The following is a 26,635-nucleotide window of genomic DNA, read 5'->3' as shown; positions in this document are numbered from 1 at the left end:
CCTTTTTCAGTCGCCCACCCGACGGCAACGGTATGTCTCGCCGCCTCGGCCTCGGCGCGTTCGCCGCCGGGCTCATCGCCGCGGTTCTCTCGGCGCTCGTCCGCGCGACGACCCCCCTTTCGGACTTCGACGTGCCCAACGCCGACCTGCTCCTCTCGAAGGGGCTGTCCGCCGCCGCGGTCGCGCTCGTCGCCTACGGCGTCTACCGGTTTCTCGCCGCGTTCTTCGTCGGGCGCATCGCCGACCGCCGCCGGGCCCACGACGTTCGGAACGTCCTCCGACTCACGCTCGGCGGGGTCGCGCTCGTCGGCGTCCTCGGGGCGTTCACGGAGCAGTGGCTCGGCCTGTTGGTCTCGTTCGGCGTCATCGGCTTCGCCGTCACCTTCGCGCTCCAACAGCCGATTCTCTCCTTCATCGGCTGGTTCTACATCCTCGCGAAGCGACCGTACGCGGTCGGCGACCGCGTCAACATCGGCTCGGTCTCCGGCGACGTGGCCGAGGTCGACTTCCTCGTCACGACGCTCTGGGAGACCGGCGGCACCCTCGCGTCGAACCAGCCGTCCGGCCGGACCGTCACCGTCCCGAACTCACTCGTCCTCTCGTCCGAGGTCGTCAACTACGGCGCGCTGTTCGACCGGGTCTGGACCGAGGTACCCGTGCAGGTGTCCTACGAGACGGACCTCCCGTTCGTCCGCCAACTCCTCTTGGACGTGGCCGACGAGGAACTCGGCGACGACATGGACGCCGCGATGAAACGCTACCGGGCCAGGCTCGCCGAGTCGCCGCTGGACCTCGACGTGGCCGGCGGCCCGACCGTCAACGTCGCACAGGAGGAGTCGTGGGTCGTCTTCCGACTCCGCGTGCTCGTCCCGCCGACCCGCGCCCAGCGCGTCAAAAACCGGCTCTACGAGCGCATCCTCGACCGGCTGGGCGACCACCCCGACCGCGTCAGTTTCCCGGTGAGCCGCAACCGCTGAGCGCGACGCGGCTCGACGTGGCGCGACGCGGCGCGCCGGCATCGAAACCCGCAAATCCCCCGCGCCCAACGTCGAAGCGATGGAAACGGGTGTCATCGACCTCGCGAGCCTCGACGGAGCGTTCGACCTCCAATCGACGCTGGAGAGCGGCCAGTCGTACCTCTGGGACCGCCCCGACGGCCGGATGTACGAGCGCGACGCGGCCCACGGCGGCGACGCGTGGTACCAGACGGTCGTCCCGCCGCTCGACGGCGTCGCCGACGAGTCGGCCGTCGTCAGGGTCCGCCAGACTGACGGCGCGCTGGAGTGGGAGTCGAACCTCGACGCCGTCCCGCTTCTCACCCACCTGCTCCGCCTCGACGACGACCTCGACGCCATCGTCTCGGAGATGCCAGACGAACCGCTGGTCCGGCGGGCCTACGAGGCGTACCCGGGCATGCGACTCGTCCGCGACCCGCCGTTCGGCTGTCTCGTCTCGTTCATCTGCTCGGCGCAGATGCGCGTCTCGCGCATCTTCGGGATGCAGTCGCGGCTCAGAGAGACCTACGGCGAGCGCGTGGAGTTCGACGGCGAGACGTACTTCGCGTACCCGACGCCCGAGCGACTGGCCGAGGCCACCGAAGACGAACTCCGCGACCTCAGCCTCGGCTACCGCGCGCCCTACGTCCGGCGGACGGCCGAGATGGTCGCCACGGGCGAGGCGACGCCCGCCGAGGCCCGCGGCCGCGACTACGAGGACGCCCGCGACTTCCTGACGACGTTCGTCGGCGTCGGCGACAAGGTCGCGGACTGCGTCCTGCTGTTTTCGCTCGACTACCTCGAAGCCGTCCCGCTGGACACGTGGATTCGGTCGGCCATCGAGGAGCACTACCCCGACTGCGACCGGGGGAACTACGCCGACACCTCGCGGGCCATCCGCGAGCGCCTCGGCGGTCGCTACGCCGGCTACACCCAGACGTACGTCTTCCACCACCTCCGCTCCGGCGGGGAGTGAGCGGGCGCGAGACGGAGTGGCAAGAAGGTTGATACCCTTCGGCACACAACCTCATCGTAACCATGGACTGCAGAGTCGTCGTCGAGGCCGCGGTCCCGGTGTACGACGTGGAAACCGTCGACGAGGCGATTCGCATCGCCATCTCGAAGACCGGCGAGATGCTCAATCCCGACCTGAAGTACGTCGAGATTAACATGGGCTCTCGGACCTCGCCCGGCGGCGAGGAACTCCCCCCCGCGTTCATCGCCGCGGACGAGGCGCTCGTCGCCCTCGAACTGGAGATGACCGTCTTCAACGTCGAACAGGAGGAACACGCCTCGCGCATCGCCCGCAAGGAGATCGGCCAACGCCTCGAAAATATCCCGCTGAAGGTGCTGTCGGTCGAACGAGTCGACGACGATTCGGTCGAGACGGACGGCGAGGGCGACACCCGCGCCGAGACCGGCGCTTCGGACGACGACGCGCTCGTCGACTTCGACGACCTCGTCGACGACCGCTGAGGCCGTCGCGTCCCGCGTCGTCGCGTCGTCGTCCCGGCCCCGCCCGACTGCTGATTCTACCCGCGCGTGGAACTCATCCAATTAGCTCGGCACGGCGGTCGCTCGGGAGCGTCGTCGCGCGAGAGAACGGCGCGGTCGCTCTCGGATGTGTAGGGTCGTAGAGGAGAACGCGTTTCTTTTCTCGGTTCAGTCGGCTTGCGGTGCGAGCGGCTCTGGTTCTGCCTCGCGCATCGCTCCGGTGATTCCTTTCGCCAGTTTAAACACGGCTGCTTTGTGGTCCGTTTTGGACTTGTGGATGGATGTCGGTCGTACGCCGAGTTCGTTGTACTCGACGAGACTGATTTCCTCGTCCTCCCAGGCCTCAATCTGGGTGTGGACTTCTGCGAGCAGACCGTGCAGGTGGATGAGTTCCTGCTTCTTCATGAGCAACCACGGCTTGAGACCGGAGGGATATAGTATTATCTTGAGTCACGTTAGCATCCGACTCCCTTAAACCGCCGATTATGGGGGTCTCAGCGGAAATTTCGTGTTCGAACGTTTTCAATTCGTTTGTTGTTTCGCCCCCTCGATAGCGAGCGTCGGCGGAATCTCACGAGTGGTTTATATAGCTATGTAGGGCGCGCGCCGAGCGCCGGTCGCGCGCGCCGGGGGTCGTGAGAATTTTACCCCGGCGTGCGCGTACTGTCGCGCATGGACTACGACGACCAACTGGACCGCGCGCTCTCGGAGTCGCCGGACGTCGCGGAAGGCGGCGACCGCTTCAGCGTTCCGGAGCCGACGGTCCGCCAGGAGGGGAACGTCACGGTCTACGAGAACTTCGCGGCGACCCACGACCGCCTCGCGCGCGAGGCGACGCACGTCCTGAAGTTCTTCCAGACGGAACTGGGCACGAGCGCCCAAATCGACGACAGGGGTCGCGCGCGCTTCACCGGCGAGTTCCGCCAGCGCCGCATCGCCGACGCGCTCGACGAGTACGTCGAGTCGTTCGTGCTGTGTAGCGAGTGCGGGTCGCCGGACACGAAACTCGTCACCGAACAGGGTGCCGAGGTGTTGAAGTGCGACGCGTGCGGCGCGCTCTCGGCGATTCCCGACATCTAAAAAACGAACGCCAGCCGGGGACGCCCCGGTCGTGCGGCGACCCCTCTCTCGCTCCTCGCTACTCGAACTGTTTGAGCGTCTGGAGGTCGCGCTCCGTCCGCATGAACTCGGCCGTGCGCCGCGTCGCGCCGCATCCCTGACACGAGTAGTTGTCGCGGTGAGCGGGGAGGTCGGTCGGATTCGTCTCCCAGTCCTTTCCACATTCGGGGCACAAGAGTCGGACGAACGCTTCAACCATACCCCGTATATGCTTCGGGGGTGCGGATAAATGTTGTTACGGTTTGGCACGACCGAGAAAAAGTGCGGGCCACCGAGCCCACCGAGCGTTTACGCGAACAGGGTACCGTCTTGGACTTCGAGCAGCTCCTTGTAGCGGTTGCGGATGGTGACCTCGGAGATGTCCGCGACCGTCGAGACCTCGCTTTGGGTCACCTTCTCGTTGGTGAGGAGGGCGGCGGCGTAGACGGCGGCGGCGGCGAGGCCGACCGGCGACTTGCCGGAGTGGATACCCGTCTCCTTCGCGTCGCGGAGGAGCTTGCGGGCCTGCCGCTCGGCCTCGTCGGAGAGGCCGAGTTCGCTGGCGAACCGCGGGACGTACTGCTCGGGGTCTGCGGGCTTGATTTCGAGCTTCAGCTCGCGGACGACGTAGCGGTACGTCCGGGTAAGTTCCATCTTATCGACGCGCGAGACCTTCTCCAGTTCGTCGAGCGAGCGGGGAGTGCCCGCCATCCGGGCCGACGCGTACAGCGCCGCGGTGGCGACGCCCTCGATGGAGCGGCCGGGGAGCAGGTCGTCGTTGAGCGCGCGGCGGTAGATGACCGAGGCGGTCTCGCGGACGTTCTCCGGGAGACCGAGGGCCGAGGCCATGCGGTCGATTTCGCCGAGCGCCTGCTTGAGGTTGCGCTCCTTGGAGTCGCGGGTGCGGAACCGCTCGTTCCACGTGCGGAGCCGCTGCATCTGCTCGCGCTGGCGCGGCGAGAGGGACTTGCCGTAGGCGTCCTTGTTCTGCCAGCCGATGTTGGTCGACAGCCCCTTGTCGTGCATCATCTTCGTCGTCGGCGCGCCGACGCGGGACTTGCTGTCGCGCTCTGCGGAGTCGAACGCGCGCCACTCCGGGCCGCGGTCGACCACGGTGTCCTCGACGACGAGGCCGCAGTCCTCGCAAATCGTCTCGCCGTGTTCCTCGTCGGTGACGAGGTGGCCGCTACACTCGGGGCAGACCTGCGCTTCGTCCTGCTGTTTTTCGTCTCGCTCGGACTCGCGGGGACGGACGTCCCTGGCCTTTGCGTCGGTACTGTAGGTTCGGGTGGTTATGGTGTCGCTCATGGTGGGGTGGAAGGCGCGGATACGTCTCGGCCGGGAAGACCACAGAAGACGAAAGAATAATCCGGCTTGGACTGGCCTTACCATCAGTAAGTCCGAAAAGAATATAAACCTTTCGCCGAAGTCATGCGGGTCAATCGCACGATGTAGCCGCTCTGTCGTCACCTCGCCGACGCGAACCGAGCGCCAGACGTGAGCAATCGGGTAGTATATCTCTTTCGTCGCTCAGAGCCAGCTCTCCCGTCGGAAGTAGACGAGCAGGACGACCGAGACGAGCGCCATGCCGAGCATCGTCGCCGGATAGCCGTAGGCCCAGCCGAGTTCGGGCATGTTGAACGCCGACGCGCCGGGGTCGAAGTTCATCCCGTAGATGCCGACGACGAGCGTGAGCGGGAGGATGATGGTCGCGACGACGGTGAGCGTCTTCATCACCTCGTTCGTCGACTGCGAGAGCGTGTTGAGGTAGATGTCCCGCGCGCCGCGCGCGAGGTCGCGGTACGTCTCCGTGAGGTCGACCAACTCGACGAGGTGGTCGTACACGTCGCGGTAGTACTTCTCCGTCGACTCGCGGACGTAGTCGGGGTCGCCGCGGGAGAGCACGCCGACGGCCTCCCGCGTCGGCCACACGGTCTTTCGGAACGACAGCAGGTCGCGTCGGACCGCGTTCAGCCCTTCGAGCACCTCCGGGTCGGGTCCCTCGAAGATGCTGTCCTCGATGAGTTCTATCTCCTCGCCGACCTCGTCCAACAGGCCGAAGTACTCGTCGACGATGCGGTCGATGACGCGGTAGGCCACGAAGTCCGGTCCGAACCGGAGCATCCGCGGTTCCTCCCGCTCGATGGCGTTCCACACGTAGTTTATCGGCTCTAACTCCCGGCGCGTCAGCGTCACGAGCCAGTCGTCGCCGAAGCAGAGCCCCACGGGTCTGGTCTGGACCTCCTCTTCGAACACCTGTTCGCCGGCGCGGAGCGTCGCCACCCGGACGACGACGAACGTGTAGTCGTCGTACTCCTCGGCCTTCGGGCGGGCGTCGTTCCGAACGTCCTCGACCGAAAGCGGGTGGACGCCGAACGCCTCGGCGACGCGCTCGAACTCCTCCGCGGCGGTCGCGCGAACCCACGTGGTCCCGTCGGCGTCGCGCGCCGCGTCCAACGCGGTCTCCTCGTAGGCCGACACGCCGTCGTCGCCGTAGACGAGCGCCGAAATCACCGCACGTCACCCCCGATGGCCCAGAGCGTGATGCCGACCATGACGGCCGTCACCGAGAACGCCCGGCCCGGGTAGGCAACGAGCGACCCGACGCCGTAGCCGACGACGCCGAGCGCCGTCACCGCGATACCTGCGGTCCGTACGCGAGTCATGAAACCACCGACCCGCGGCGACGAGAAAAAGGCTCGCCCGAGGCGGCTTACGCTTCAGACGGGTGTTCGACCGACCGAATCAGTTCGAGGACGTTCTCCTCCTCGCCGTCGAGCTGTTGGGGGTACAGCCCGATTGCGATGACGAAGTCCTCGTTGTGCTGGACTTTCGTCACGTGGACGTACACGTCGACTTCCTGGCCGCCGAACCGCGCGGTGGCGCTGTACTTCGTGACGTTAGTCGTCTGCCCGAGCATCTGGACGTTCCGCGAACTGACCTGCTGGACGTCGCTGAGGCCCTGATACCGGTTGTCCACGAGGCGGATGAGGTCGTCGTTCGAGTAGTCGCCGATGGGGTTCCGGGGCTGGCCGGCGACCTCGACCGCGGGCGTCGAGATGACGCTGAACGAGCCGAGTTTGGCCTCGCCGAAGAAGCCGAGGTCCAGCGTCTTTTCGTACGTCGTGATGTGGTTGCTGGCGGCGATTTTACGCTCCTGTCCGCCGAACGAGAGCGTGCGGTTCACTGCGAACGTCTCGGTCCCGTTCGTCTCGTAGCCGGCGTTCTCGGCGACGGTCGCGTCCGTCGTGGCCGGTTCGGATTCGAACGTCAGCGTCTCCTCGCCCGTCAGAAAGCCGATACAGCCGCTCGTGAGCACGAGCGCGGCGAGCGCGAGCACCGCGACTACGCGTCTGGAAGTCATTGCCCCGCCATTTCCCCTCGCCGGGCATAAGTTCGGTGGCCGGGCCGCCGCACCCTCGACGCGACCTCTCCGAGCGGTCCGCGAGTTTTCGCCTCAGTCGTCGAGGTTCCGCGACTCGTTTTCGCGGCGAATCACGCGGCCGCTGTAGAGGTAGTAGGCGGGCGCGACGAACGGGAGCGCGAACGCCGCGCCGAACCAGAGGTGCCGCGACGCGCCCCAGCCGATGCCCTGCCCGCGGAGCGACTTGATGTCCGCGCGGATGAGGCCCGCGTAGAAGACGTGGGTGACGAGGTAGACTGCGAACGCCGGCTCCGGCCCGATGTACAGCGAGACGCCGGTGAACATGACGAACCCGATGGCGTAGATGACCGGCAACACCCCGCGGTAGCGGCCGCGCGCCGGGCGCTGTTTCTGCTGACGCTCGCGCTCGACCGCCGTCCCGCGGCGGTACTCGTCGGTGCTCATGTCGCTACGGTGTGCCCCGCGGGGAAAAAGTGGTTCGCTCAGCCGAGGTACTTGACGTCGACCTCGTGGGGACCGTCGTCCGTCGGGAGCGCGACGGCCTCGCGGAGGTGGTCGCGGACGGCGGAGCGCCACGCTCGGACCGCCTCGGTGTGGCGCTCGTGGTGCGTTTCGACCTCGTACGGCTCGGGGCGCGTCTCGTCGGGTTCGGGGTACGCGGGGGCGTCGTCGGCGACGAAGACCCGCGGGTCGAGGTGTATCGGCTCGGGGTCGGCGTAGTCCGAGGCCTCGCCGCCGGTGCGGTGAATTCGCGCCCGCATCCGCCCGTAGAACGGCGGGGTGACGCGGAGGACGACTGGGTCGTCGCCCCGGCGGTTCGCCTCGAGGGCGGTCACGAGGTCGTCGGTCGTGACTGCGAGCGAGCGGACGGCGCTCGGGTCGGACGACCCGCGCGCGTCGTTCAATCTCCGGCGCGTCGGCGGCTCGTCACCGACGTGGGCCGAAGCTCACCGCTGCACTCGGGGCAGGTCGAACGGTACGACGCGGCGCTCACGGTCGTTTGACACTCACGACAGACGTACGAAGCGCGTTCCATCGAGCATTCGTACGAGACATGGTGTGTTAAAACTTACCACAGTGTGCCGCGAGCGCCGAACCGCGCCCGCGGGTCCGTGTCCTTTTACCCGAACGGGGCGCAATCCGCCAGTATGACAGACGCATGGTTCGCCGGCGCGGACCCCGACGACCCCGAATCCGGGGCGACGCGAGTCCGAACGGGCCGCGCCTCCGCCCCCGCCGATTGGCCGGCCGAGGCCGTCGACGCCGGGTTCGCCGCCGACGACACCGACTACTACGCCAAGCTTCGCTCGGCGACGCTCGCCGCCGCCAGCGAGGCCGTCGCGGAGCGCGAGCGCGCCGACGACGTGCAACTCGCCCACGCCGTGCGCGCGATGGACGACGCCGAACGGACCGCGAACGAACTCGCCGAGCGGGTCGTCGAGTGGGCCGGTACGCTCTACGAGGACGTCCCGCGCGGCCTCGACGGCGTCCGCGACATCGCCGCCCGCGACCCGAAGACCGCCGCCGAAGAGCGCGTCGTCTCCTACGCCACCCGCGCGGTGGACCTGCTCGACGAGCGCGACGACCTCCGGGCGTTCATCGAGGAGCGCGCGCCCACGACCGCGCCGAACCTCGCCGAGATGGCCGGACCCGTCCTCGCGGCGCGGCTCATCGCGCTTGCGGGCGGCCTCGAAAGCCTCGCCAAGAAACCGAGCGGAACGGTCCAGGTGCTCGGGGCCGAAGACGCCCTCTTCGCGCACCTGAAGGGTCGCGCCACGTCGCCCAAACACGGCGTCATCTTCACTCACGAGTACGTCCGCGGGACGCGCCCGCAGGACCGCGGGTCGGCCGCCCGCGCGCTCGCCGGGAAGCTCTCTATCGCCGCGCGCATCGACCACTACTCGGGCGACTACCGGCCGGACCTACACGACGAACTCGCCGACCGGATGGCGACGATTCGCGCCCGCGCCGACGAGGAGGCCGACGAATGAGCGACGATTCCGCCGCCGACACCGGGGCCGAGGCCGACCTCCCCGAAGGCGTCGAGCGCCGGACGTTCGGCGGCCGCGAGCGCCTCTCGACCCGGGGCGCGCAGGTCTACGGCGAACCCGTGGACGCCGAGGGCTGGCGCGCGTGGGACGCCGGGCGCTCGAAGCTCGGCGCGATGCTCGAACTCGGGATGGACACGGGTCTCGTCGGCGACGAGTCGGTCCTCTATCTCGGGGCCGCCTCGGGAACGACCGTCTCGCACGTCGCCGACTTCGCCGGGCCGACCTACGCCGTGGAGTTCGCGCCGCGACCCGTCCGCGACCTCGTCGGCGTCGCCGAGGACCGCACCAATCTCTTCCCGCTCCTGAAGGACGCGCGCGACCCCGAATCATACGCGCACGTGGTCGAATCCGGCATCGATTGCCTCGTCATGGACGTGGCGACCCGCGGGCAGGCGACCGTCGCCGTCCGCAACCGACAGTTCCTCGCGGACGACGGTCGGCTCCTGATGGCCGTCAAGGCGCGGAGCGAGGACGTGACCGCCGAGCCGGACGACGTGTTCGACGACGTGGTCGCCGAACTGGAATCCGCGTACGAAATCCTCGACACAGCCCGTCTCGACCGCTTCCACGCCGACCACCTCGGCATCGTCGCCCGCCCGAAGTAGACGGGCGGCGGCGTCACCGTCATCGCTCCGTCTGACGACCGTTCCGAGAGACCTGATTTTCGACCGTCACTATCGTCCGATTCGCTTGCCCGCGGTCGTGCGACGCGTTCGCCGGCTCCCACGGTGTTTTTAATTCGGCGCAACTTACGCCGTTGCGATGGAACTAGGGTCGGCGGACGCCTTCGACCGAATGGGGACGCTCGGCGTCGAAGAGGAATTCTACATCGTCGATGCCGACGGCCGCCCCACCTCGGGCATCGACGACTTAGTCTACGGACCGGAGCCTCCGGAACCGCTCGCCGGACGGCTCGACCACGAGCTGTTCAAGTTCACTATCGAGACGCAGACGCCGCTCATCGAGGCCCCCGACGAGGCCGGCGCGGCCGTCGAGACGGTCCGCGAGGCGCTCGTCGACCACGCCGCGAACCACGGCTACCGCATCGCCGCGGCCGGGCTCCACCCCGCCGCCAAGTGGCGCGAACTCGACCACGCGACGAAGCCCCGGTATCAGGCGCAACTCGACCGAATCCAGTACCCGCAACACCGGAACACGACCGCCGGCCTGCACGTCCACGTCGGCGTCGACGACGCCGACAAGGCCGTCTGGGTCGCCAACGAACTCCGCTGGTATCTCGCGCCCCTGCTCGCGCTCTCCGCGAACTCCCCGTTCTGGAACGGCTTCGACACCGGTCTCGCCTCCGCCCGCGCCAAGGTGTTCGAGAACCTCCCGAACACCGGCATGCCGACCGCCTTCGACGACTTCGAGGACTTCCAGCGCTTCGAGCGCCGGATGGTCGAGTACGGCTCGATAGACGACCGAGGGGAACTCTGGTACGACGTGCGCCCACACACGGGCCACGGGACGGTCGAAATCCGAACCCCCGACGCCCAGACCGACCCCGAGCGCGTCGCCGACTTCGTCGAGTACGTCCACGCGCTCGTCTTGGACCTCGCCGACCGCTACGAGTCCGGCGAGTCGGGAACGACGGTCCGCCGGGAACTCCTCGACGAGAACAAGTGGCGCGCGACCCGCTACGGGCGAGACACCGACTTCGTCGCCCCGGATTCCGAGGGCGTCGTGAGCCTCGAATCGTTCGTCGAAAGCGAGTCCGACCGTCTCGGCGTCGACGGCCTCCGGTCGCTTCTCGACGCCGAATCCGGCACCGCCGTCCAGCGACGGATTCACGAGGAGTCCGGGCTCGACGCCCTGTGCGAACACTTGACGCTGGACTGAGTCGCACGCCGACGACCGACAGGAAACATTTTTTAGCGCCCCAGTTTTGACCTTTGCCGTAGCACAAATGTCTGCGGACCAGAGCACAGAGGGGAGCGCGGAGTCGACGGACGAAGAACACTCGGGCGGCGCGGCCGACTGCGCCGTCTCCGAGTTCGACGACGGGTTGGTGGACCTGCTCGCGTGGATTCTCGACACGGAGACCCGCGCGCGAATCTACGTCTACCTCCGACAGCACCCCCACTCGACGAGCGAGGAAGTCGCCGAGGGGACCGGCCTCTACCCCAGTACGGTTCGGGAGGCGCTGGCCGAACTCACCGACGACGAGACGGTCGAGCGCCGCAAGCGGAAGAGTTCCGGCGCGGGCAACAACCCCTACGAGTACGTCGCAATCGCGCCGAGCGACCTCGTGAAGGGCGTCTCCGGACAGGTGCAAGAGCAGTTGAACGCCGTGTTCAACCTCGACCGGCACCTCGGAACCGACCGCACCGACGAGACCGAACCGGTCACGATTACGGTCCGCGAGGAGTAGCTCCGCGGTCTGCCGGCTGCTGCGGTGCCTCGCCCGATTTCGGGAGCCCTTCGCTCGCCGCGGGTGCTGGTCCGTTAGGCTAACCCGACCCGCTTAAGTCGCGCCGCATCCACCGCGAGAGTATGCACGTCGCGCTGGGCGGGACGTTCGACCCTGTCCACGATGGACACCTCGCGCTGTTCGAGCGAGCGTTCGAATTGGGTGATGTCACGGTCGGACTCACGAGCGACGAACTCGCGCCGAAGACGCGACACGTCGACCGCTACGTCCGGCCCTTCGACGACCGCAAGGCCGACCTCGAAGCCGAACTCCGACCGCTCGCCGGAGAGTACGACCGCGAGTTCGAGGTCCGCGAACTCGACAAACCGACCGGCATCGCGACCGAGGAGGGCTTCGACGTCCTCATCGTCTCGCCCGAGACGCGGGGCGGCGGCGAGCGCGTCAACGAGATTCGAGAGGAGAAAGGCCTCAAACCCCTCCGTATCGAGGTCGTCGAGCACGTTCCCGCAGAAGACGGCGAGCGAATCTCCTCGACCCGAATCGTCTCCGGGGAGATAGACCGCCACGGCAACCTCACGCCCGACCGCGAGGGTCGCGGCCGGACGCCCCCGAGCGACGAATAGTTTTCACGCTCACGGTCGTATCGCCGCCCATGCGACACCCGCTTTTCGCCAGCTTCGCCGTCGGCGTCGTCGCCGCGGTCCTCGTCGGTATCGCCGTCACCGAGCTGGCCGCTCGGTGGATTTTCTTCTCGCTTTTCGTCGGTATCCCGGCGGGCCTCGTCGCCGGCGTTCTCGCCGTCGCGGTGACCTACGCGGTCTTGACCCGGCGGATGGCACCGACGCGCTCCTCGGAGTGACCGGCTACCAACTCGGGGGTCGGAAGCCGGCCTCCCGCAGGAGGTCCTTCCAGCGCTGTTGGATGCTGAGCCGCGACACGTCCATCGCCTCGGCGACGGCGGTCTGCGAGCGCTCCTCGCCGGCGATGAGCGCGCCGGCGTAGAGGCTGGCGGCGGCGACGGCCTTCTTCGAGCGGTCCTCGTCGGGCAACTGCGTGAGAAACATGTCCGAGGCGTACGAGCGGGCCTCGCTACCGAGTTCGAGGCCGTCGGCGGCGGCGTCGATGCGGGCCAGCCACTCCTGATTGTCTCGCTGGTCTCGGGCGCTGTACATGGTCGTCGTTGCGGCCGCGGGAGCATAATCCCCGCGGCGAGCCCTCGTGACGTTTATATACCGTTGCGGGAAATGTCAGGCCGAAGGGCGAGCGTCGCCCGATTGCGCGCGGGTAGCCAAGTGGCCAAAGGCGCAGCGCTTAGGACGCTGTGGTGTAGACCTTCGCAGGTTCGAACCCTGTCCCGCGCATACCGTCTCGAACACCGTGAGAGACGTGTCTGCGCGACAGAAGGGTTCGAATCAGGGAGCAACGCGACGCGTTGCGACCGCGGTTCGAACCCTGTCCCGCGCACTGACCAAACGAGCTAAGCGAGGGAGCAGACAGGTTCGAACCCTACGAGACGAGCACCGCGAGTCTCGGCCCGGTTCGAACCCTGTCCCGCGCGCCTTCTATCGACGGCGAGCAACGTGTCGCGGCCGCGGCCGCACCCGGTGGGTAGAAAGTGACACTACAGGCCCCAAGCGTTCGTCATCGAATCGTGTGCTCGCGGACCTCGATGCTCCCGTTTTCGAGGACGGTGAGTTCGAATGACTCCGTGGTACCGACCGGCCGTTCCCACTGTACCGTTCCGTTCACCGCGACGGAGACCGTCTGGCGGGCCGGCGCGAACTGGTCGGTCAGGTCGAACCCGTCGTCACCACCGTAGTCGGAGAACGTCTCGTTGAAGACCTCTTCACCGCCTACTGCGACAGCGACGCGCCCTGTGAACCCGGTTTCTGGATAGAGCGACAGTCGGGTCTCGGGTGTCCGGTCGGTGAGCGCTCCCGTCCGCTCGCGTGCCGAGGTCGACTCAGCCGGAGACTGTGTGGTCGCCGCGGACGGAGGGGTCGTTTCGGCTGTCGTCGTGTCGCGGGCTCCGATTCCCGAGCACCCCGCGAGAATAATCAGAAGAGCCGTCAGAACGACAGGGACCGAATTACGCATCTCTCTAATCACCAACGTCACAACAGGCTGTCAAACCTCTTGTGGGCCCCCAACTGCGGGGGGTTCAAACAGAACGACCTCTCACCCCCGTCGTGCCCCGCACTCCACGCTTAAACACCCCGAATACGTTCGGAGGAAATCTTACCATCGAGCCGTCCAACTCCCCGACGGATGTCTGCGCAGTCACTCTACGCTCGCATCGGCGGCCGCGAGGCCGTCGAAGCAGTCGTCTCGGACTTCTACGACCGCGTCCTCGCCGACGACTCGGTCGCCCACTACTTCGACGACATCGACATGGTCGAACAGCGCGCCCATCAGGTCAAGTTCATCAGCGCCGTCGCGGGCGGTCCCGTCGAGTACGACGGGGCCGACATGCGGGCGGCCCACGACCACCTCGACCTCTCCGGTGAGGACTTCGACGCCATCGCCGAACACCTCGCGGCGGCGCTCGACGAAAACGGCGTCGCCCCGGAAGACGCCGATGCGATTCTCGACGAAGTCGCCGCGCTCAGAGCCCCGATTCTGGGGCAGTAAGCTCCGTTCGGCCCCCTTCGGGGAGAATCAGTCGCCGGTTTCGACCGGCCGAATCGCGCACGCCACGCGTCAGACGCGACACAACCCTTTTTCTCACCCGGTGTGTCTCTCCACCAATGGCGGCGTTATCCGAGTTATTGGGCGACCTCGTGGCGGACGTCGATGGGCTGTTTCTGTTCACGCCGAGTCACTCCCACTACGAGCAGTTCGCTGAGACGGACGTTCCGACGGTGGTCATCGCGCCGGAGAACACGGTCGAAGCCGAGACGTTCGTGGAACTACCCCTCCAGTTCCAGAACGTCAAGGACCGCATCCGGTTCGGCGTCGAGGGCGCGATGGAACAGAGTATCGTCGAGGCGGGAGATACCATCGCCTGCAACGTCGGGGTCTTCGGCGGCGACCTCGACTCGCTCGTCCGGGTTCGCGTCGACGAGAACATGCGGTCGGGCATCTACGACCTCTTTGCGAACTCCCGGGCGGACCCCGGCGTCATCCGCGACGTGTTCGAGGTGGCCATCGAACTGGGCAAGAAGGGGCAGAAGGGCGAACCCGTCGGCGCGCTGTTCATCGTCGGCGACGCGGGGAAGGTGATGAACAAGTCGCGGCCGCTTTCGTACAATCCCTTCGAGAAGTCCCACGTCTACGTCGGCGACCCCATCGTCAACGTGATGCTCAAGGAGTTCTCGCGGCTCGACGGCGCGTTCGTCATCTCCGACTCGGGGAAAATCGTCTCGGCGTACCGCTACCTCGAACCCTCCGCGGAGGGCGTCGACATCCCGAAGGGGCTGGGCGCGCGCCACATGGCCGGCGGCGCCATCACCCGCGACACCAACGCCACCGCCATCGTCCTCTCGGAGTCCGACGGACTCGTCCGGGCGTTCAAAGGCGGCAAGATGATTCTCGAAATCGACCCGGAGGCGTACTGAGATGCCGGGGCCCGTTTCGGCGTCCCTCGTCCACTCGTCGGTCGGTCCCGCGCCAGCGTCCACAGCCGCATCCGCCTCCGCCTCCGTCGTCCCGCTCCAGACAGTCGGCGGCGCCGTCGACGACATCGTCCGGATAGTCGGACTCCGGTTTCTCGGCGTGCTCGCCATCCTGCTTCTCGGGTTGGTGCTCGCGTACGTCGCGGGGACGCTCGTCCGGCGACTCCTCGTCAGCGTCGGCGTCCCGGAGGCCATCGAGGGGACCGCCTTCGAGCGGACCGCCCGCGACTTCGAGACATCGACGGTCGAAATCCTGTCGTGGCTGACGCGGTATTTCGTCCTCGGCATCAGCGTCTTCGCCGCCCTCTCGTTCGCCGGGGTCAACTACGCCGACCGCTTCTGGGGGCTCGTCATCGCCATCCTGCCGCAACTGTTCATCGCCATCTTGGTCCTCATCATCGGCGTCGTCGTCGGCGACAAGGTCGAACTCCTCGTCGCCGAGCGGTTCCGCGCGGTCAAACTCCCGCAGGTGAACGTCCTCCCGTCGCTCGCCAAATACACCGTCTTCTTTCTCGCCACGCTGGTCGCGCTCTCGCAGGTCGGCGTCGCCACGCTCGCACTCATCGTCCTCCTCGCGTCGTACATGCTGGGGCTCATCGTGCTCAGCGCCGTCGCGTTCCGCGACCTGCTCCGCTCGGGCGCGGCGGGGACGTACCTCCTTTTCACCCAACCGTACAGCATCGGCGACGAGATCGTCGTCGGCGAGGTCAGCGGCGTCGTTCAGGAACTCGATATGTTCGTCACCCACGTCGAATCCGAGGACACCGAGTTCGTCATCCCGAACGCCCGCGTCCTCGACAAGGGCGTGGGTCGTGTTCGATAGGTAAACAATACCGACGACTGATGTTTCCGGAAATTTTGTCATACCGTTACCATAACAGTTTAGAAGTGGTCCGAAGATTGTCTCATATCGGCTCCCCCTGAAGACGATGACGGAGAACCTCCCCACCCTCGACGTTACTGCCCCCTCAACCCGAGCGCTTGAGGTTGCAGAGACGCTACTCCGAGGGTTTCACTTTCAGGATATGCGGGAGACACATCTTCTCAGCTGCGACTTCGACGCCGCGATGACCGCCGCGGAGCGTGCGGTACATCATATGTCCGAGGCGTTCGTCGCCGAGTTTCCCGACGTTCCCGCCGAGCGCGCCGAGCACGCCGGCGAACTGTTCATGCGCGCGCTCTTCCTCCAGGACGAAATCGAAAACCGAGACGCCTTCGACGCCTGCTTCGAACACGACGTCCCGCCCGGAGCGTTCGTCTCGTCCGTTCCCGACGACTCCGAGTCGGACACGATAAACGACGACCCGCGGTGGCGGGACGTTCGAGAACTCCTCGGCACCGTCTGTGACGAACTCGACATAAATCCGGAATACGCGACGCTCCACACCCGCTTTTGGCGACTCCACGGACAGGAAGTCGACGGCTGGGAGACCGTCGCTCGGCGGGCCCACCGCATCAAAGTCGCACGGATGGCCCCCTCGGCAGACGGAAAAACCATCGATAACCTCGCACAGTATTTCGTCGTCGGCGTCACCCGTCACGACGAGTGGGTCCGAGAGAGCCCCGAGCGCGATGTTTCTTCCGCAATCGACATCGTCGCACACTATTACCAACGGCTGTTCGACCTCAGAGACGAGTCATAAAGGGGTCATAAACCAGGCATAAACGAACGCCGTTTGTGATATATAGATGATACATTTTCGGTGGTGAAACGACCGCCGAAAATAAGTATTGGTGGTAGAATTATCTCTGCAGACCGAACATGGAGGATACCGACCCGGAACTGTATCGCGAGGCTTTCCGAAGTGCGGATATCCCCATGTTGATTGCGGATACGAATTTCGCTTTTCGTGACATTAACGACGCCGGATTGGAGTTCCTCGGCTACGACTACGACGACATCGTCGGCGAGTCGGTCGGACTCATCGCCGCCGACGAGGAGGTATACTACGAAATCGTCGAGCAGATGATCGCCGGCGAGACGTGGTCCGGGGAGTTCATGGCGCGGCGGAAGGACCAGCAGGTCGTCTACGGGCAGGGGTTCGCCAGCCCGATGGTCGTCGACGGCGACGTTGAGGGGTTTCTCGCCTTCTTCGTCGACACGACCAAACAGCGCCGCTACGAGAACGCCTCGGAGGTGCTCAACCGCCTCCTCCGGCACGACCTGCGGAACGAACTCAACGTCGTCTACGGTTACACCCAGCAGGTGGCCAGCCGAATCGACGACGAGCAGGCGCTGGAGGAACTCGACCTCGTCCAGGAGAAGGTCCTCGAAATCGTCCACAAGTCCGAGCGCGCCCGCGACCTCCGCGAGCATCTCGAACGCTCCCACGACGTGTCCAACCACCCGGTCCGTCTCGACGTGGTGTTGAACAACAAAATCGTCGACGCCATGATAGAGTTCCCGGACGCCGAGTTCGAGTTCGGGTCGTTCCCCGAGGTCGAGGTCGTCGGCGACGACCTCCTCGGCGAGGCAATCGAGTGTCTGCTGGAAAACGCGGTCATGCACAACGACAAGGAGACCCCGCGGGTCGAGGTCTCGGCCGACCGCGACGGCGGCTTCGTCATCGTCCGCGTCGCCGACAACGGCCCGGGCGTCCCCGAGGAGCACCGCGACCTCATCTTCGGCCGCGAGGAGTACGACCAACTGCACCACGGCACGGGTATCAGCCTCTTTTTCGCCGACAACGTCATCTCGTCGTACAACGGCACCATCTGGGTCGAAGACCGGGAAGACGGCGATGGCGCGGTCTTCTGCGTCCGTCTCCAGGAACAGTCCACGGTCGACGACTGACGCAGACCGCAGCCCGCGGGTCGCGACGACGACCGATTACTCTCCGCCAGTCTCGTCCCCGGACATCGGTCTCGCGGGAACCCCGGCGACCGTCTCACCCGCGGGCACGTCGCGCGTGACGAGCGAGTTCGCCGCGACCTGCGCGCCCTCGCCGATGCGGACGCCCGGCAGGACGGTCGCTTTCGCGCCTATCATGGCCCGCTCGCCGACGACGACCTCGCCGGTCCGGTACTCGTCCTGCAGGAACTCGTGACAGAGGATGACCGAGTCGTAGCCGATGATGGCGTCGTCTTCGATGGTGACGAGTTCCGGCCAGAACACGTCGGGGGTCGCTTCGAGGCCCCACGAGACGCCCGCCCCGACGGTGACGCCGATGCGCCGGAGCGCCCAGTTTCTGACCCGGAGCGACGGCGCGATGCGGGCGACGAGGACGAACACGTAGTTGAGCATCACGCGCCAGACGGGCTTGGCGTCGGTCCAGTACTGCAGCGAGTTCCGCGGGCCGGGCGTCGGGTGGTGCTGGATTCGGTCGTGTCGGCGGGCGTCGCCGTCCGCCGGTGCGGCATCGTCGTCGGTCACGTCCGTCGATTGGGCCGCGAGGGTAAAAGCGCCCTCGCCGCGGCGGCGACGAGAGAATCAGAAAATCGGTCTCGGTGGTCGGTTGCCGCTTACTCGCCGCGGAGTTCGGCCATGTGGTCGATGCGACGCTGGACGAGCGCCGCCGTGCCGATGTCGTGGCGGATGTGGAAGCCCTCGCCGGCGTCGGCGAGCGCGTCCTCCGCGAGTTCCTCCGCCTCGGCGATGCTGTCGGCGACGCCGACCACGGCGAACGAACGGGAGGTCGTCGTGTAGAGGCCGTCCTCGCGGTCGTCGACGCTCGCGTAGAACAGCAGCGCGCCGGCGTCCTCGTCCACCTCGACCGTGATTTCCGCGCCGGCTTCGGGGTCCGTCGGGTAGCCCTCGGGGACGGCGTACTTACAGACCGTGGCGGCTTCGGCGAAGTCGAGTTCGGGCAGCGACTCGCCCTCGCGGGCGGCCGTGAGCACGTCGATGAAGGGCGTTTCGAGGACCGGCAGGGTGTTCATCGCCTCGGGGTCGCCGAAGCGGGCGTTGAACTCGATGACCTTCGGGCCCTCGGTCGTGAGCATGAACTGGCCGTAGAGGATGCCCTTGTAGTCGGGGAGCGCCTCCACGACGGCCTCGATGACCTCGACCGCGGCCTCGTAGTCGCCGTCGGCCATGAACGGCAGGGAGGGCGTCACGTCGGTGTAGCTTCCCATGCCGCCGGTGTTCGGTCCCTCGTCGCCCTCGTAGGCGCGCTTGTGGTCCTGCACGGCGGGGCTGACGCGGAACTCGCCGTTGGCGACGAACGCCTGAATCGTGAACTCCTCGCCGACGAGGCGCTCTTCGAGGACCACGCGCTCGTAGTCCGAGTCGCGGAGGTACGCCTTCGCCTCCTCGGGCGTCACCTGGTCGCCGATGACCTTCACGCCCTTGCCGCCGGTGAGGCCCGCGGGCTTGACCGCGAGGTCGCCGTCGTAGTCGTCGATGTAGTCGCAGGCGGCCTCCATGTCGTCGAAGGTGGCGAAGTCGGGGTTGCCCGGAATCTCCTCGTCGCGCATGAACTGCCGCTGGAACGCCTTGTCCGTCTCGATGCGCGCCTCGGCCGCCTGCGGGCCGAAGGTGTAGACGCCGGCGTCGTCGAGGGCGTCGGAGACGCCCGCCGCGAGGCCGGACTCGGGGCCGACGACCGCGAGCGTCGCGCCGACCGACTCGGCGTAGGCGACGATGTCCTCGGCGGCGGTCTCCGAAATCGTCTCGAAGTCCTCGGCGAGGGCGGCGATGCCGGGGTTTCGGTTGCTGGCGCAGGCGTACAGGTCGCAGTCGGGGGCCAGCGCGCGGGCAATCGCGTGCTCGCGGCCGCCGCCGCCGACGAGAAGGACGGTCTCGCTCATGGTCGCATACCCTGCGCACGGGAGTGTAAAGATTGCTCTTTATCGGCGACGAAATGGGCACGATTGTGGTTATGCACGGTCGCGAACGAACGGGACTCGCCGTCCGACCCGCTCCCCGAGTCGGCCGCGTCGGCCGTCTCCACGCCGCTTTAGTTCCCGGAGCGCCGACTGCGACGCATGTCCGACCCGGTGGGACGCAACCGACTCGACGAGGAGCAGAGCCCGTACCTCCGCCAGCACGCCGACAACCCGGTCAACTGGCAACCGTGGGACGAGACGGCGCTCGACGCCGCCCGCGAGGCGGACAAGCCCATCTTCCTCTCGGTCGGCTACTCGGCGTGCCACTGGTGTCACGTCATGGCCGACGAGAGCTTCTCGGACCCAGACATCGCCGAGGTGCTCAACGAGCACTTCGTCCCCGTGAAAGTCGACCGCGAGGAGCGCCCCGACCTCGACCGCATCTACCAGACCATCTGTCAGCTCGTCACCGGCGGCGGCGGCTGGCCGCTCTCCGTCTGGCTCACGCCCGAGGGCAAGCCCTTCTTCGTCGGCACCTACTTCCCGCCGGAACCCCGCCGCGGCGCGCCCGGATTCCGCGACCTCGTCGAGAGCTTCGCCGAGTCGTGGCGGACCGACCGCGACGAGATAGAAAACCGCGCCGAGCAGTGGACGAGCGCCATCACCGACCGACTGGAGGAGACGCCCGACGTACCCGGCGAAGCCCCCGGTTCGGACGTCCTCGACAGCACTGTGCAGGCGGCTCTCCGCGGTGCGGACCGCGACCACGGCGGCTTCGGCGGCGACGGGCCGAAGTTCCCCCAACCCGGTCGCATCGACGCTCTGCTCCGCGGCTACGCGGTCTCCGGTCGCCGCGAGGCGCTCGACGTGGCGCGGCAAAGTCTCGACGCGATGGCCAACGGCGGCCTCCGCGACCACCTCGGCGGCGGCTTCCACCGCTACTGCGTCGACCGCGAGTGGACCGTCCCGCACTTCGAGAAGATGCTGTACGACCAGGCCGGCCTCGCCTCGCGGTACCTCGACGCCGCCCGACTCACCGGCAACGAGTCCTATGCGACCGTCGCCGCCGAGACGTTCGAGTTCGTCCGACGGGAACTCACCCACGACGACGGCGGCTTCTTCGCCACCCTCGACGCCCAGTCCGGCGGCGAGGAGGGCACCTTCTACGTCTGGACGCCCGACGACGTGCGCGACCTCCTTCCCGAACTCGACGCCGACCTCTTTTGCGACCGCTACGGCGTCACGCCCGGCGGCAACTTCGAGCGCAAGACGACCGTCCTGAACGTCTCGGCGACGACCGCCGAACTCGCGGAGGAGTACGAGCTCGACGAATCCGAGGTGGAAGACCGCCTCGAAAAGGCCCGGAAAGCCCTGTTCGCCGCCCGCGAGGGGCGCGAGCGCCCCGCCCGCGACGAGAAGGTGCTCGCCGGCTGGAACGGCCTGATGATTTCGGCGTTCGCGCAGGGGTCTGTCGTCCTCGAAGACGACTCGCTCGCTTCCGACGCCCGCCGGGCCCTCGACTTCGTGCACGAGCGCCTCTGGGACGACGAGACCGAGACGCTCTCGCGGCGCGTGATGAACGGCGAGGTGAAAGGCGACGGCTACCTCGAAGACTACGCCTTCCTCGCGCGCGGCGCGTTCGACCTCTATCAGGCGACCGGCGACCTCGCCCCGCTCTCGTTCGCGCTCGACCTCGCGCGGGCGACCCGCCGCGAGTTCTACGACGCCGACGCGGGCACGCTCTACTTCACCCCCGAGAGCGGCGAGTCGCTCGTCACCCGGCCGCAGGAGCCGACCGACCAGTCCACGCCGTCGAGCCTCGGCGTCGCCACGTCGCTGTTCTTGGACCTCGAACAGTTCGCGCCGGACGCCGACTTCGGCGACGTCGCGGACGCGGTCCTCGGGTCGTTCGCCAACCGCGTCCGCGGCAGCCCGCTCGAACACGTCTCGCTCGCGCTCGCCGCCGAGAAGGCCGCCAGCGGCGTCCCCGAACTCACCATCGCGGCCGACGAGGTCCCCGACGAGTGGCGCGAGACGCTCGCCTCGCGGTACCTCCCCGGCCTCGTCGTCTCCCGTCGCCCCGGCACCGACGAGGAACTCGACGCGTGGCTTGACGAGCTCGGACTGGACGAGGCCCCGCCAATCTGGGCCGGCCGCGAGGCGGCCGACGGCGAACCGACCGTCTACGCCTGCGAGAACTTCACCTGCTCCGCGCCGACCCACGACCTCGACGAGGCGCTGGCGTGGTTTACTGCGGGTGAACCCGCAGGCGCGGGCAACGACAACTAAGCAGGTCCGCCGACTCAGAGCCGCGTCCCGTCGTACCGCCACCGCAACGACCGCACCGTGTTTGCGACTCGTTCGGCGCGCTCGCGGGCCACGCACGGGACGACTTTCTCACCCGTCGGCGTGTCGAAGACGAGCGTCGTTCCGTCGACGACGTCGAGACCCCGCGCCGAGAGCGCGGAACAGTACGTCAGACTCGTCTTCCGGTCCAGCGTCGATTGCACGATAGCCGTGGTGTCGAAGCGGTAGGCGTGGTCGTCGGCCTCCCAGCGCTCGTGGACCGTCGAGGCCACAAACATCCCGACCCGGTCCGCGAGCAGGTCTTGAATCGACGCCACAACTCTCTCGGGGAGGGGCGGCGACTCACCCCAGAGCATCGACTCGTGGGGAATCGTCGTGAGCAGGTCGTCGCCACGCTCGTCGAGGAGCGTGAGACGAAACACGAAGTTCTCCCCGACCATCGTCGTCGCGGCGTCGAGAAGCGCGAACAGCGCGTCCTCGCCGTCGCGGTCGAGAGAGAAGACGCGGGTCCCGTCGTCCGGGCGCTCGGGGTCGAGTGCTTCGACGGTTGTGAGCGCCTCGACACATCGCTCGATGTCGTCTTCTCCGTACGCTCCGTCGAGACAGCTCTCGTCGAGTTCCACCCGAACCGCGCTTGCGACGGGGACGGCTTCGGAGAACACCGGAACGAGGTCGCGGCGGTAGTCGTCGCTGTCGAGGAGATAGTGCCGCGGGTCGTCCCCGTTGTCCGGGCGCTCACCGCGGTCTCCGCTGCGCTTCTCAGACATCGACTGACTCCCGCGACAGCTGCGCTCGTCGCATCGCATCGCCGTACCCACGGGTGTCGTATCACGGTTTCGGCGGGTCAAGAGAACAGAAAATTCGAACCGACGCTCAGTTCGAGAGCCGCTCTGCGAGGTAGACCGCAATCGGAACGTCTTCTTCCTCCACGAAGCGGGCGACCTCTTCGCCGTCGAGTTCGACGACGACCGTCGGGATGAGTTCGATGTCGTACGCCTCGACGAGCGGGCCGACCTTCGAGCCGTCGTCGGCCTTCTCGACGGGGTAGTGGTCGATTCGCTCGGCGGGGACGCCGGCGGCGTCGAGGGCCGCCGCGAAGTCGGGAAGCTGTCCGCGGCAGTCGCCGCACCAGTCGCCGCCCCAGACCTTGAACGTGTAGTCTTCGGCCGCGAGGGCGTCGACCACGTCGGGGTAGGACGCCGCGTCCCACGCGGGGTTCGGTTGCATCGTTTCGAGCGTCTCGGCTTCGGCCATGGGAGGGCGTACCGGCCGCGCGGATTTAACGGGTACGCTCGCGGCGGGGCTCGCCGTCCGCGCTCGTCGCCGCCCGCACTCTCGCCGTCCGCCCCGAGACGGTGGCCGTATCGTCCGCCTCCGCCAGTCGTTTAGTGTCGCACCGTCAACGGAGGGTCGATGGACGACAGTATCCTCGACGCTATCGGGTCGCCGCTGGTCCGCGTCGACTCCCCCGAGGGGTCGACAATCGCGGCGAAGATAGAGTCGAAGAACCCGGGCGGGTCGGCGAAGGACCGCCCCGCGCTGGCGATGGTCGAGGCGGCCGAGGAGGCGGGCGACATCTCGCCGGGCGACCACCTCGTCGAACCCACGTCCGGGAACACCGGTATCGGACTCGCCGTCGTCGCGGCGGCGAAGGGCTACGACCTGACTATCGTCATGCCGGACTCGATGTCGCCCGAGCGCCGCGAAATCATGCGCGCCTACGGGGCGACCATCGAACTCGTCGAGGGCGACATCTCCGCCGCGAAAGAGCGCGCCGACGAACTCGAAGCCGAGGGCATGTACCAACTCCGGCAGTTCGAGAACCCCGCGAACCCGGAGGCGCACTACCAGACGACCGCCGAGGAGATTCTCGAACAGGTGGGCGACCGTCGTATCGACGCCCTCGTCGCCGGTATCGGCACCGGCGGCACGATTTCGGGCAACGGCCGCCGCCTCGTCGAGGAGTTCCCCTCGATGCGCGTCGTCGGCGTCGAACCCGCCGAGAGCGCCGTCCTCTCGGGCCACGAGGTCGGCAACAACGACTTCCAGGGGATGGGGCCGGGCTTCGTCAGCCCCAACCTCGACACCGACCTCATCGACGACGTGGAAATCGTCGAACTTGCGGACGCCGAGGCCGAGTGTCGTCGCCTCGCCCGCGAGGAAGGCATCCTCGTCGGGCAATCGTCGGGCGCGTCGCTCCTCGCGGCCAAGCGCGTCGCCGAGCGACTCGCCGACCCCGACGCGGACGAGGAAGACCGACCGCTCGTCGTGACGGTCTTCTGGGACTCCGGCGAGCGCTACATGTCCACCGGGATGTTCGACGCCGAGGAATAGCGGTCTCTCGACGGCCGGCTCTCACCGACCGAACTCGTCTTCCGCGACTCTGACGACGAGCGTTCGCTCCACGTCTCTGAGGTCGTAGTCGGGGACCGAACCGTCGACGCGCGTCACGTACATCGGCTCGACGAGGCGGCCGTCTTCGACGCCGTAGATGGCGAGGTGGTCGCCGGTGTCTTCCGGCTGGACCGCCCCGTCTCGAATCTGTCGGGCGAGGTCGCGAGAGAGCCACTCGTCGGGCGAGACGGAGGGCTCGCGGACCAGCGAGAAGTCGGCGAAACGGACGAGATACCAGTTGAGGTCGTTGAGAAGCGAGACGGCCGCGCCGAGGCTCACCGTGTCGACCGAAAGCGAGTTGTCGAACGGTTCTGCGATGTCGTAGGTCGAAAGCGCCGCGCGGGCGGTGTCGCGCGACAGCAGTTCGTACTGGAGGTGGACGTCCTCCGCGCCGACGATACAGACCTGCGTCACGTCGAGAGGGAGGGTCCGGACTCGGTAAAGCGGTTCCGGTACTCAGGCGGTCGATTCCCACTCGGCGGCGCAGGACTCGTCGCAGAAGACGACGCGCTCGCGTTCGAGGGTTATCTTACCGGGCTTATCGATGTCCCGCTCGAGGAGGACCTGGTAGTGGGCTTCGCTCATGTCGACGCGGGCGCGGCAGGCCGCGCACCGCTCGACGGTGTCGCTCCAGTCGGTCCGCGACGCCCGGTGGCTGACGCGCCACTCGGGGCCGGGGCGGCCGTGACCGGGATGCGATGTTTTCGACATGAGAGAACCCTAGCGCTCACGGTAAATAAAGCCATTTTTGTGCAATTGTTCATTCGAAACGAATCTAAACGTTTGAAGAATCGTTACTATGTTGGTCGTTTGCACGGTTCGTATGCGCGTCGGTACCGCACCTCGGTGGGGCTGACGACGGGCCGCGCTTCGGGCCTCTCGCCGGCGGCTTCCACCTCGCGCTCCCGCGCTCAGTCGCCGTCGGGGGACACGACGACGCGTTCGCGGGCGGCCTCGACCGCGAGGTCGAACAGGTCGTCGGGTTCCGCGGCCTCGACGGCCGACAGCGAGGCGTTCGTCTCGGGGAAACTCGGTGCGACGCGCTCGCAACCGACCGGGAGCGTCGAGTCGTCGTAGGTGCCGAGGTCGCGGGCGGCCGCGACGATATCGGTCTTGTCGCGGGTCAAGAGCGGGCGGTGGACGGGGTAGTCGACCGCGGCCTCGGTGACGGCGAGGTTCTCGCCGGTCTGACTCGACTTCTGGCCGAGCGACTCCCCGGTCACGACGGAGTGGGCGTGCTCGTCGGTGGCGACCTCGGCGGCGATGGCGAGCATCGCGCGCCGAAGCGAGAGCATCCGGGTGTCCTCGACGCTCTCCATCAGTCGCTCGACCACGTCGCCGGCGGGGACGACGTGGACCCGCATGTCCGCGTTCGGGGCGCGGCGGGCGATGGTCCGCACGGTCTCGATGGCTCGCGCGCGGTGGTCCGCACCGCCGTAGTCGCCCAGGTCGACGTAGACGGGGACGATTTCGCAGCCCCGGCGCATCAGCTCCCACGTCGCCACCGGCGAGTCGATGCCGCCGGAGACGAGCGAGACGGCTCGGCCCTGCGTCCCGAGCGGGAGTCCGCCGGGCCCGTCGAACCGCCGCACGGAGAGATAGGCCGTCTCCTCGCGGCACTCGATTCGGTAGGTTCGGTCGGGGTCGTCGAGGTCGACGGGCGCGCCGGTCGCGTCGACGACGGCGCTCCCGGCCTCGCGTTCGAGGTCGGAACTGGTGAACCCGTGTTGGTCGGCGTCGCCGACGCGGTCGGCGTCGACGGCGAAACTCGCCCCGTCGGGGTGGTCGGACGCGAGGGTTCGGCAGGTCGCGACGATGTCGTCGAGGACGGGGTCGCAGGCGACGCAGGGGCGCGCCCAGACGACGCCCGGCACCTCGGCGCAGGCGGCCGCGACGGCGTCGGCGTCGGCCGCCTCGCGGACGAGCAGGCGGGACCACTCCCGCTCGACGCGGCCCGGAAGCGAGCGGTCGTCGAGGACCGCCTGGAGGTTCGTCCGCAGTCTGGCCTCCATCTTCGCCCGGACGCTCGAACTCTTCGTGCCCACCTCGCCGTAGCCGACGAGGACGACGTGCGCCGTCTGATTCACGGTCGACGTTCTCCGCGGGAACCCTTCAGCGTCTCGTTTCGCGGGGCGTCCGCGCCCGACTCGACGCGATTC

At 67.4% G+C, this 26,635-nt stretch carries 35 protein-coding genes and 1 tRNA gene; 18 read left to right on the top strand and 18 right to left on the bottom strand.

Features of this window, described 5'->3' with window-relative positions:
* Nucleotides 1-32 precede the first annotated feature (32 nt).
* From ABY42_RS08205 to ABY42_RS08195, 3 genes are all read left to right on the top strand, one after another.
* Nucleotides 33-977, top strand: coding sequence for a mechanosensitive ion channel family protein (locus ABY42_RS08205; protein ID WP_008093663.1), 945 nt, complete (start codon nucleotides 33-35; stop codon nucleotides 975-977).
* A gap of 79 nt (nucleotides 978-1,056) precedes the next feature.
* Entirely contained in the window at nucleotides 1,057-1,971 is a 915-nt protein-coding gene (locus ABY42_RS08200) for a DNA-3-methyladenine glycosylase family protein (protein WP_004976600.1), read from the top strand.
* Between the two features lie 62 nt (nucleotides 1,972-2,033).
* Nucleotides 2,034-2,471, top strand: coding sequence for a DUF555 domain-containing protein (locus tag ABY42_RS08195; RefSeq protein WP_004976603.1), 438 nt, complete (start codon nucleotides 2,034-2,036; stop codon nucleotides 2,469-2,471).
* A 186-nt stretch (nucleotides 2,472-2,657) separates the two neighbouring features.
* Here ABY42_RS08195 and ABY42_RS08190 read toward each other — a convergent pair whose 3' ends face one another.
* Entirely contained in the window at nucleotides 2,658-2,894 is a 237-nt protein-coding gene (locus ABY42_RS08190; RefSeq protein WP_004041569.1) for a UPF0058 family protein, read from the bottom strand.
* A gap of 267 nt (nucleotides 2,895-3,161) precedes the next feature.
* Between ABY42_RS08190 and ABY42_RS08185 the strand changes: the two genes are divergently transcribed.
* Complete coding sequence (locus ABY42_RS08185; RefSeq protein ID WP_050459153.1) at nucleotides 3,162-3,569, top strand: translation initiation factor IF-2 subunit beta; 408 nt, start codon at nucleotides 3,162-3,164, stop codon at nucleotides 3,567-3,569.
* Between the two features lie 58 nt (nucleotides 3,570-3,627).
* On the opposite strand, the gene ABY42_RS08180 is transcribed toward ABY42_RS08185, so the two are convergent.
* From ABY42_RS08180 to ABY42_RS20135, 8 genes are all read right to left on the bottom strand, one after another.
* Nucleotides 3,628-3,807 carry a DUF7836 family putative zinc-binding protein gene (locus ABY42_RS08180; protein WP_004976607.1) on the bottom strand — a complete coding sequence of 60 codons (180 nt, stop codon included), beginning with the start codon at nucleotides 3,805-3,807 and terminating at the stop codon, nucleotides 3,628-3,630.
* Between the two features lie 89 nt (nucleotides 3,808-3,896).
* Nucleotides 3,897-4,895, bottom strand: coding sequence for a transcription initiation factor IIB (locus tag ABY42_RS08175; RefSeq protein WP_004976608.1), 999 nt, complete (start codon nucleotides 4,893-4,895; stop codon nucleotides 3,897-3,899).
* A 222-nt stretch (nucleotides 4,896-5,117) separates the two neighbouring features.
* Nucleotides 5,118-6,101, bottom strand: a complete 984-nt coding sequence (gene corA / locus ABY42_RS08170) for a magnesium/cobalt transporter CorA (RefSeq protein WP_050459152.1) — start codon at nucleotides 6,099-6,101, stop codon at nucleotides 5,118-5,120.
* Nucleotides 6,098-6,253, bottom strand: coding sequence for a hypothetical protein (locus ABY42_RS19790; RefSeq protein WP_004976613.1), 156 nt, complete (start codon nucleotides 6,251-6,253; stop codon nucleotides 6,098-6,100). The genes corA and ABY42_RS19790 overlap by 4 nt, the downstream gene beginning before the upstream one ends.
* 47 nt (nucleotides 6,254-6,300) lie before the next feature.
* The gene (locus tag ABY42_RS08165) at nucleotides 6,301-6,927 is read right to left on the bottom strand and encodes a DUF6517 family protein (RefSeq protein WP_004976617.1); all 627 of its coding nucleotides are present in this window, start codon (nucleotides 6,925-6,927) and stop codon (nucleotides 6,301-6,303) included.
* A gap of 117 nt (nucleotides 6,928-7,044) precedes the next feature.
* A complete protein-coding gene (locus ABY42_RS08160; RefSeq protein ID WP_004976619.1) occupies nucleotides 7,045-7,416 on the bottom strand; it encodes a hypothetical protein in 372 nt (123 codons plus the stop codon).
* Between the two features lie 38 nt (nucleotides 7,417-7,454).
* Entirely contained in the window at nucleotides 7,455-7,877 is a 423-nt protein-coding gene (locus ABY42_RS08155; protein WP_050459151.1) for a hypothetical protein, read from the bottom strand.
* Complete coding sequence (locus ABY42_RS20135) at nucleotides 7,874-8,008, bottom strand: rubrerythrin-like domain-containing protein (protein ID WP_115804898.1); 135 nt, start codon at nucleotides 8,006-8,008, stop codon at nucleotides 7,874-7,876. The genes ABY42_RS08155 and ABY42_RS20135 overlap by 4 nt, the downstream gene beginning before the upstream one ends.
* A 112-nt stretch (nucleotides 8,009-8,120) precedes the next feature.
* Between ABY42_RS20135 and ABY42_RS08150 the strand changes: the two genes are divergently transcribed.
* From ABY42_RS08150 to ABY42_RS08125, 6 genes are all read left to right on the top strand, one after another.
* Nucleotides 8,121-8,963 carry an NOP5/NOP56 family protein gene (locus ABY42_RS08150; RefSeq protein ID WP_004976622.1) on the top strand — a complete coding sequence of 281 codons (843 nt, stop codon included), beginning with the start codon at nucleotides 8,121-8,123 and terminating at the stop codon, nucleotides 8,961-8,963.
* Nucleotides 8,960-9,628: a fibrillarin-like rRNA/tRNA 2'-O-methyltransferase gene (locus tag ABY42_RS08145; protein WP_050459150.1), complete on the top strand. Its 669-nt coding sequence runs from the start codon at nucleotides 8,960-8,962 to the stop codon at nucleotides 9,626-9,628. Before ABY42_RS08150 ends, ABY42_RS08145 begins: the two co-directional genes overlap by 4 nt.
* Before the next feature lie 157 nt (nucleotides 9,629-9,785).
* On the top strand, nucleotides 9,786-10,862 hold the full coding sequence (locus ABY42_RS08140) for a glutamate--cysteine ligase (RefSeq protein ID WP_050459149.1): 1,077 nt from the start codon (nucleotides 9,786-9,788) through the stop codon (nucleotides 10,860-10,862).
* 67 nt (nucleotides 10,863-10,929) lie between these two features.
* Nucleotides 10,930-11,394 (top strand): winged helix-turn-helix domain-containing protein, encoded by a 465-nt coding sequence (locus ABY42_RS08135; RefSeq protein ID WP_004976627.1) that lies wholly within the window; start codon nucleotides 10,930-10,932, stop codon nucleotides 11,392-11,394.
* 122 nt (nucleotides 11,395-11,516) lie between these two features.
* Nucleotides 11,517-12,017 carry a phosphopantetheine adenylyltransferase gene (locus ABY42_RS08130; RefSeq protein ID WP_050459148.1) on the top strand — a complete coding sequence of 167 codons (501 nt, stop codon included), beginning with the start codon at nucleotides 11,517-11,519 and terminating at the stop codon, nucleotides 12,015-12,017.
* 29 nt (nucleotides 12,018-12,046) lie between these two features.
* Complete coding sequence (locus ABY42_RS08125; protein ID WP_004976638.1) at nucleotides 12,047-12,253, top strand: hypothetical protein; 207 nt, start codon at nucleotides 12,047-12,049, stop codon at nucleotides 12,251-12,253.
* 4 nt (nucleotides 12,254-12,257) lie between these two features.
* Here ABY42_RS08125 and ABY42_RS08120 read toward each other — a convergent pair whose 3' ends face one another.
* A complete protein-coding gene (locus ABY42_RS08120; protein WP_004976640.1) occupies nucleotides 12,258-12,566 on the bottom strand; it encodes a cyclin family protein in 309 nt (102 codons plus the stop codon).
* 106 nt (nucleotides 12,567-12,672) lie between these two features.
* Here ABY42_RS08120 and ABY42_RS08115 point away from each other — a divergent pair.
* Nucleotides 12,673-12,755 (top strand) — tRNA-Leu (locus tag ABY42_RS08115).
* A gap of 280 nt (nucleotides 12,756-13,035) precedes the next feature.
* Here ABY42_RS08115 and ABY42_RS08110 read toward each other — a convergent pair.
* Complete coding sequence (locus ABY42_RS08110; RefSeq protein WP_082220647.1) at nucleotides 13,036-13,491, bottom strand: hypothetical protein; 456 nt, start codon at nucleotides 13,489-13,491, stop codon at nucleotides 13,036-13,038.
* Nucleotides 13,492-13,662: 171 nt separating this feature from the next.
* Here ABY42_RS08110 and ABY42_RS08105 point away from each other — a divergent pair, with 171 nt between their 5' ends.
* The 5 genes from ABY42_RS08105 (at nucleotide 13,663) to ABY42_RS08085 (ending at nucleotide 17,802) form a co-directional block, all read left to right on the top strand.
* Entirely contained in the window at nucleotides 13,663-14,025 is a 363-nt protein-coding gene (locus ABY42_RS08105; protein WP_004976644.1) for a group I truncated hemoglobin, read from the top strand.
* A gap of 116 nt (nucleotides 14,026-14,141) precedes the next feature.
* A complete protein-coding gene (dacZ, locus tag ABY42_RS08100; protein WP_004976646.1) occupies nucleotides 14,142-14,951 on the top strand; it encodes a diadenylate cyclase in 810 nt (269 codons plus the stop codon).
* A 1-nt stretch (nucleotide 14,952) separates the two neighbouring features.
* The gene (locus tag ABY42_RS08095) at nucleotides 14,953-15,831 is read left to right on the top strand and encodes a mechanosensitive ion channel family protein (RefSeq protein WP_050459147.1); all 879 of its coding nucleotides are present in this window, start codon (nucleotides 14,953-14,955) and stop codon (nucleotides 15,829-15,831) included.
* Between the two features lie 202 nt (nucleotides 15,832-16,033).
* Nucleotides 16,034-16,651 (top strand): hypothetical protein, encoded by a 618-nt coding sequence (locus ABY42_RS08090; RefSeq protein WP_050459146.1) that lies wholly within the window; start codon nucleotides 16,034-16,036, stop codon nucleotides 16,649-16,651.
* A gap of 119 nt (nucleotides 16,652-16,770) precedes the next feature.
* Nucleotides 16,771-17,802, top strand: coding sequence for a sensor histidine kinase (locus ABY42_RS08085; RefSeq protein ID WP_050459145.1), 1,032 nt, complete (start codon nucleotides 16,771-16,773; stop codon nucleotides 17,800-17,802).
* Nucleotides 17,803-17,838: 36 nt separating this feature from the next.
* On the opposite strand, the gene ABY42_RS08080 is transcribed toward ABY42_RS08085, so the two are convergent.
* Nucleotides 17,839-18,381: an acyltransferase gene (locus ABY42_RS08080; RefSeq protein WP_004976655.1), complete on the bottom strand. Its 543-nt coding sequence runs from the start codon at nucleotides 18,379-18,381 to the stop codon at nucleotides 17,839-17,841.
* 89 nt (nucleotides 18,382-18,470) lie between these two features.
* Nucleotides 18,471-19,757, bottom strand: coding sequence for a phosphoribosylamine--glycine ligase (purD, locus tag ABY42_RS08075; RefSeq protein WP_004976657.1), 1,287 nt, complete (start codon nucleotides 19,755-19,757; stop codon nucleotides 18,471-18,473).
* Nucleotides 19,758-19,934: 177 nt separating this feature from the next.
* On the opposite strand from purD, the gene ABY42_RS08070 reads away from it, so the two are divergent.
* Nucleotides 19,935-22,064, top strand: a complete 2,130-nt coding sequence (locus tag ABY42_RS08070) for a thioredoxin domain-containing protein (RefSeq protein ID WP_050459144.1) — start codon at nucleotides 19,935-19,937, stop codon at nucleotides 22,062-22,064.
* A 14-nt stretch (nucleotides 22,065-22,078) separates the two neighbouring features.
* On the opposite strand, the gene ABY42_RS08065 is transcribed toward ABY42_RS08070, so the two are convergent.
* Together ABY42_RS08065 and ABY42_RS08060 are read right to left on the bottom strand one after the other, a co-directional pair.
* Nucleotides 22,079-22,849, bottom strand: a complete 771-nt coding sequence (locus ABY42_RS08065) for a hypothetical protein (protein WP_050459143.1) — start codon at nucleotides 22,847-22,849, stop codon at nucleotides 22,079-22,081.
* A gap of 106 nt (nucleotides 22,850-22,955) precedes the next feature.
* Nucleotides 22,956-23,336 carry a thioredoxin family protein gene (locus ABY42_RS08060; protein WP_050459142.1) on the bottom strand — a complete coding sequence of 127 codons (381 nt, stop codon included), beginning with the start codon at nucleotides 23,334-23,336 and terminating at the stop codon, nucleotides 22,956-22,958.
* 159 nt (nucleotides 23,337-23,495) lie between these two features.
* Between ABY42_RS08060 and ABY42_RS08055 the strand changes: the two genes are divergently transcribed.
* Nucleotides 23,496-24,416 (top strand): PLP-dependent cysteine synthase family protein, encoded by a 921-nt coding sequence (locus ABY42_RS08055; protein WP_050459141.1) that lies wholly within the window; start codon nucleotides 23,496-23,498, stop codon nucleotides 24,414-24,416.
* A 21-nt stretch (nucleotides 24,417-24,437) separates the two neighbouring features.
* Here ABY42_RS08055 and ABY42_RS08050 read toward each other — a convergent pair whose 3' ends face one another.
* The 3 genes from ABY42_RS08050 to thiI all read right to left on the bottom strand — a co-directional run bounded on the left by ABY42_RS08050 (nucleotide 24,438) and on the right by thiI (nucleotide 26,563).
* The gene (locus ABY42_RS08050) at nucleotides 24,438-24,890 is read right to left on the bottom strand and encodes a DUF5804 family protein (RefSeq protein ID WP_004976670.1); all 453 of its coding nucleotides are present in this window, start codon (nucleotides 24,888-24,890) and stop codon (nucleotides 24,438-24,440) included.
* 42 nt (nucleotides 24,891-24,932) lie between these two features.
* Nucleotides 24,933-25,187, bottom strand: coding sequence for a hypothetical protein (locus ABY42_RS08045; protein WP_004976672.1), 255 nt, complete (start codon nucleotides 25,185-25,187; stop codon nucleotides 24,933-24,935).
* A 200-nt stretch (nucleotides 25,188-25,387) separates the two neighbouring features.
* Nucleotides 25,388-26,563 (bottom strand): tRNA uracil 4-sulfurtransferase ThiI, encoded by a 1,176-nt coding sequence (gene thiI, locus ABY42_RS08040; RefSeq protein ID WP_050459140.1) that lies wholly within the window; start codon nucleotides 26,561-26,563, stop codon nucleotides 25,388-25,390.
* Nucleotides 26,564-26,635: the final 72 nt, after the last annotated feature.

Origin of the sequence: Haloferax gibbonsii, assembly GCF_001190965.1 — an archaeon.
Lineage (GTDB): Archaea > Halobacteriota > Halobacteria > Halobacteriales > Haloferacaceae > Haloferax > Haloferax gibbonsii.
Note: the sequence above shows the minus strand (reverse complement) of the source record. Positions and strands in the feature narration are given on the sequence as shown.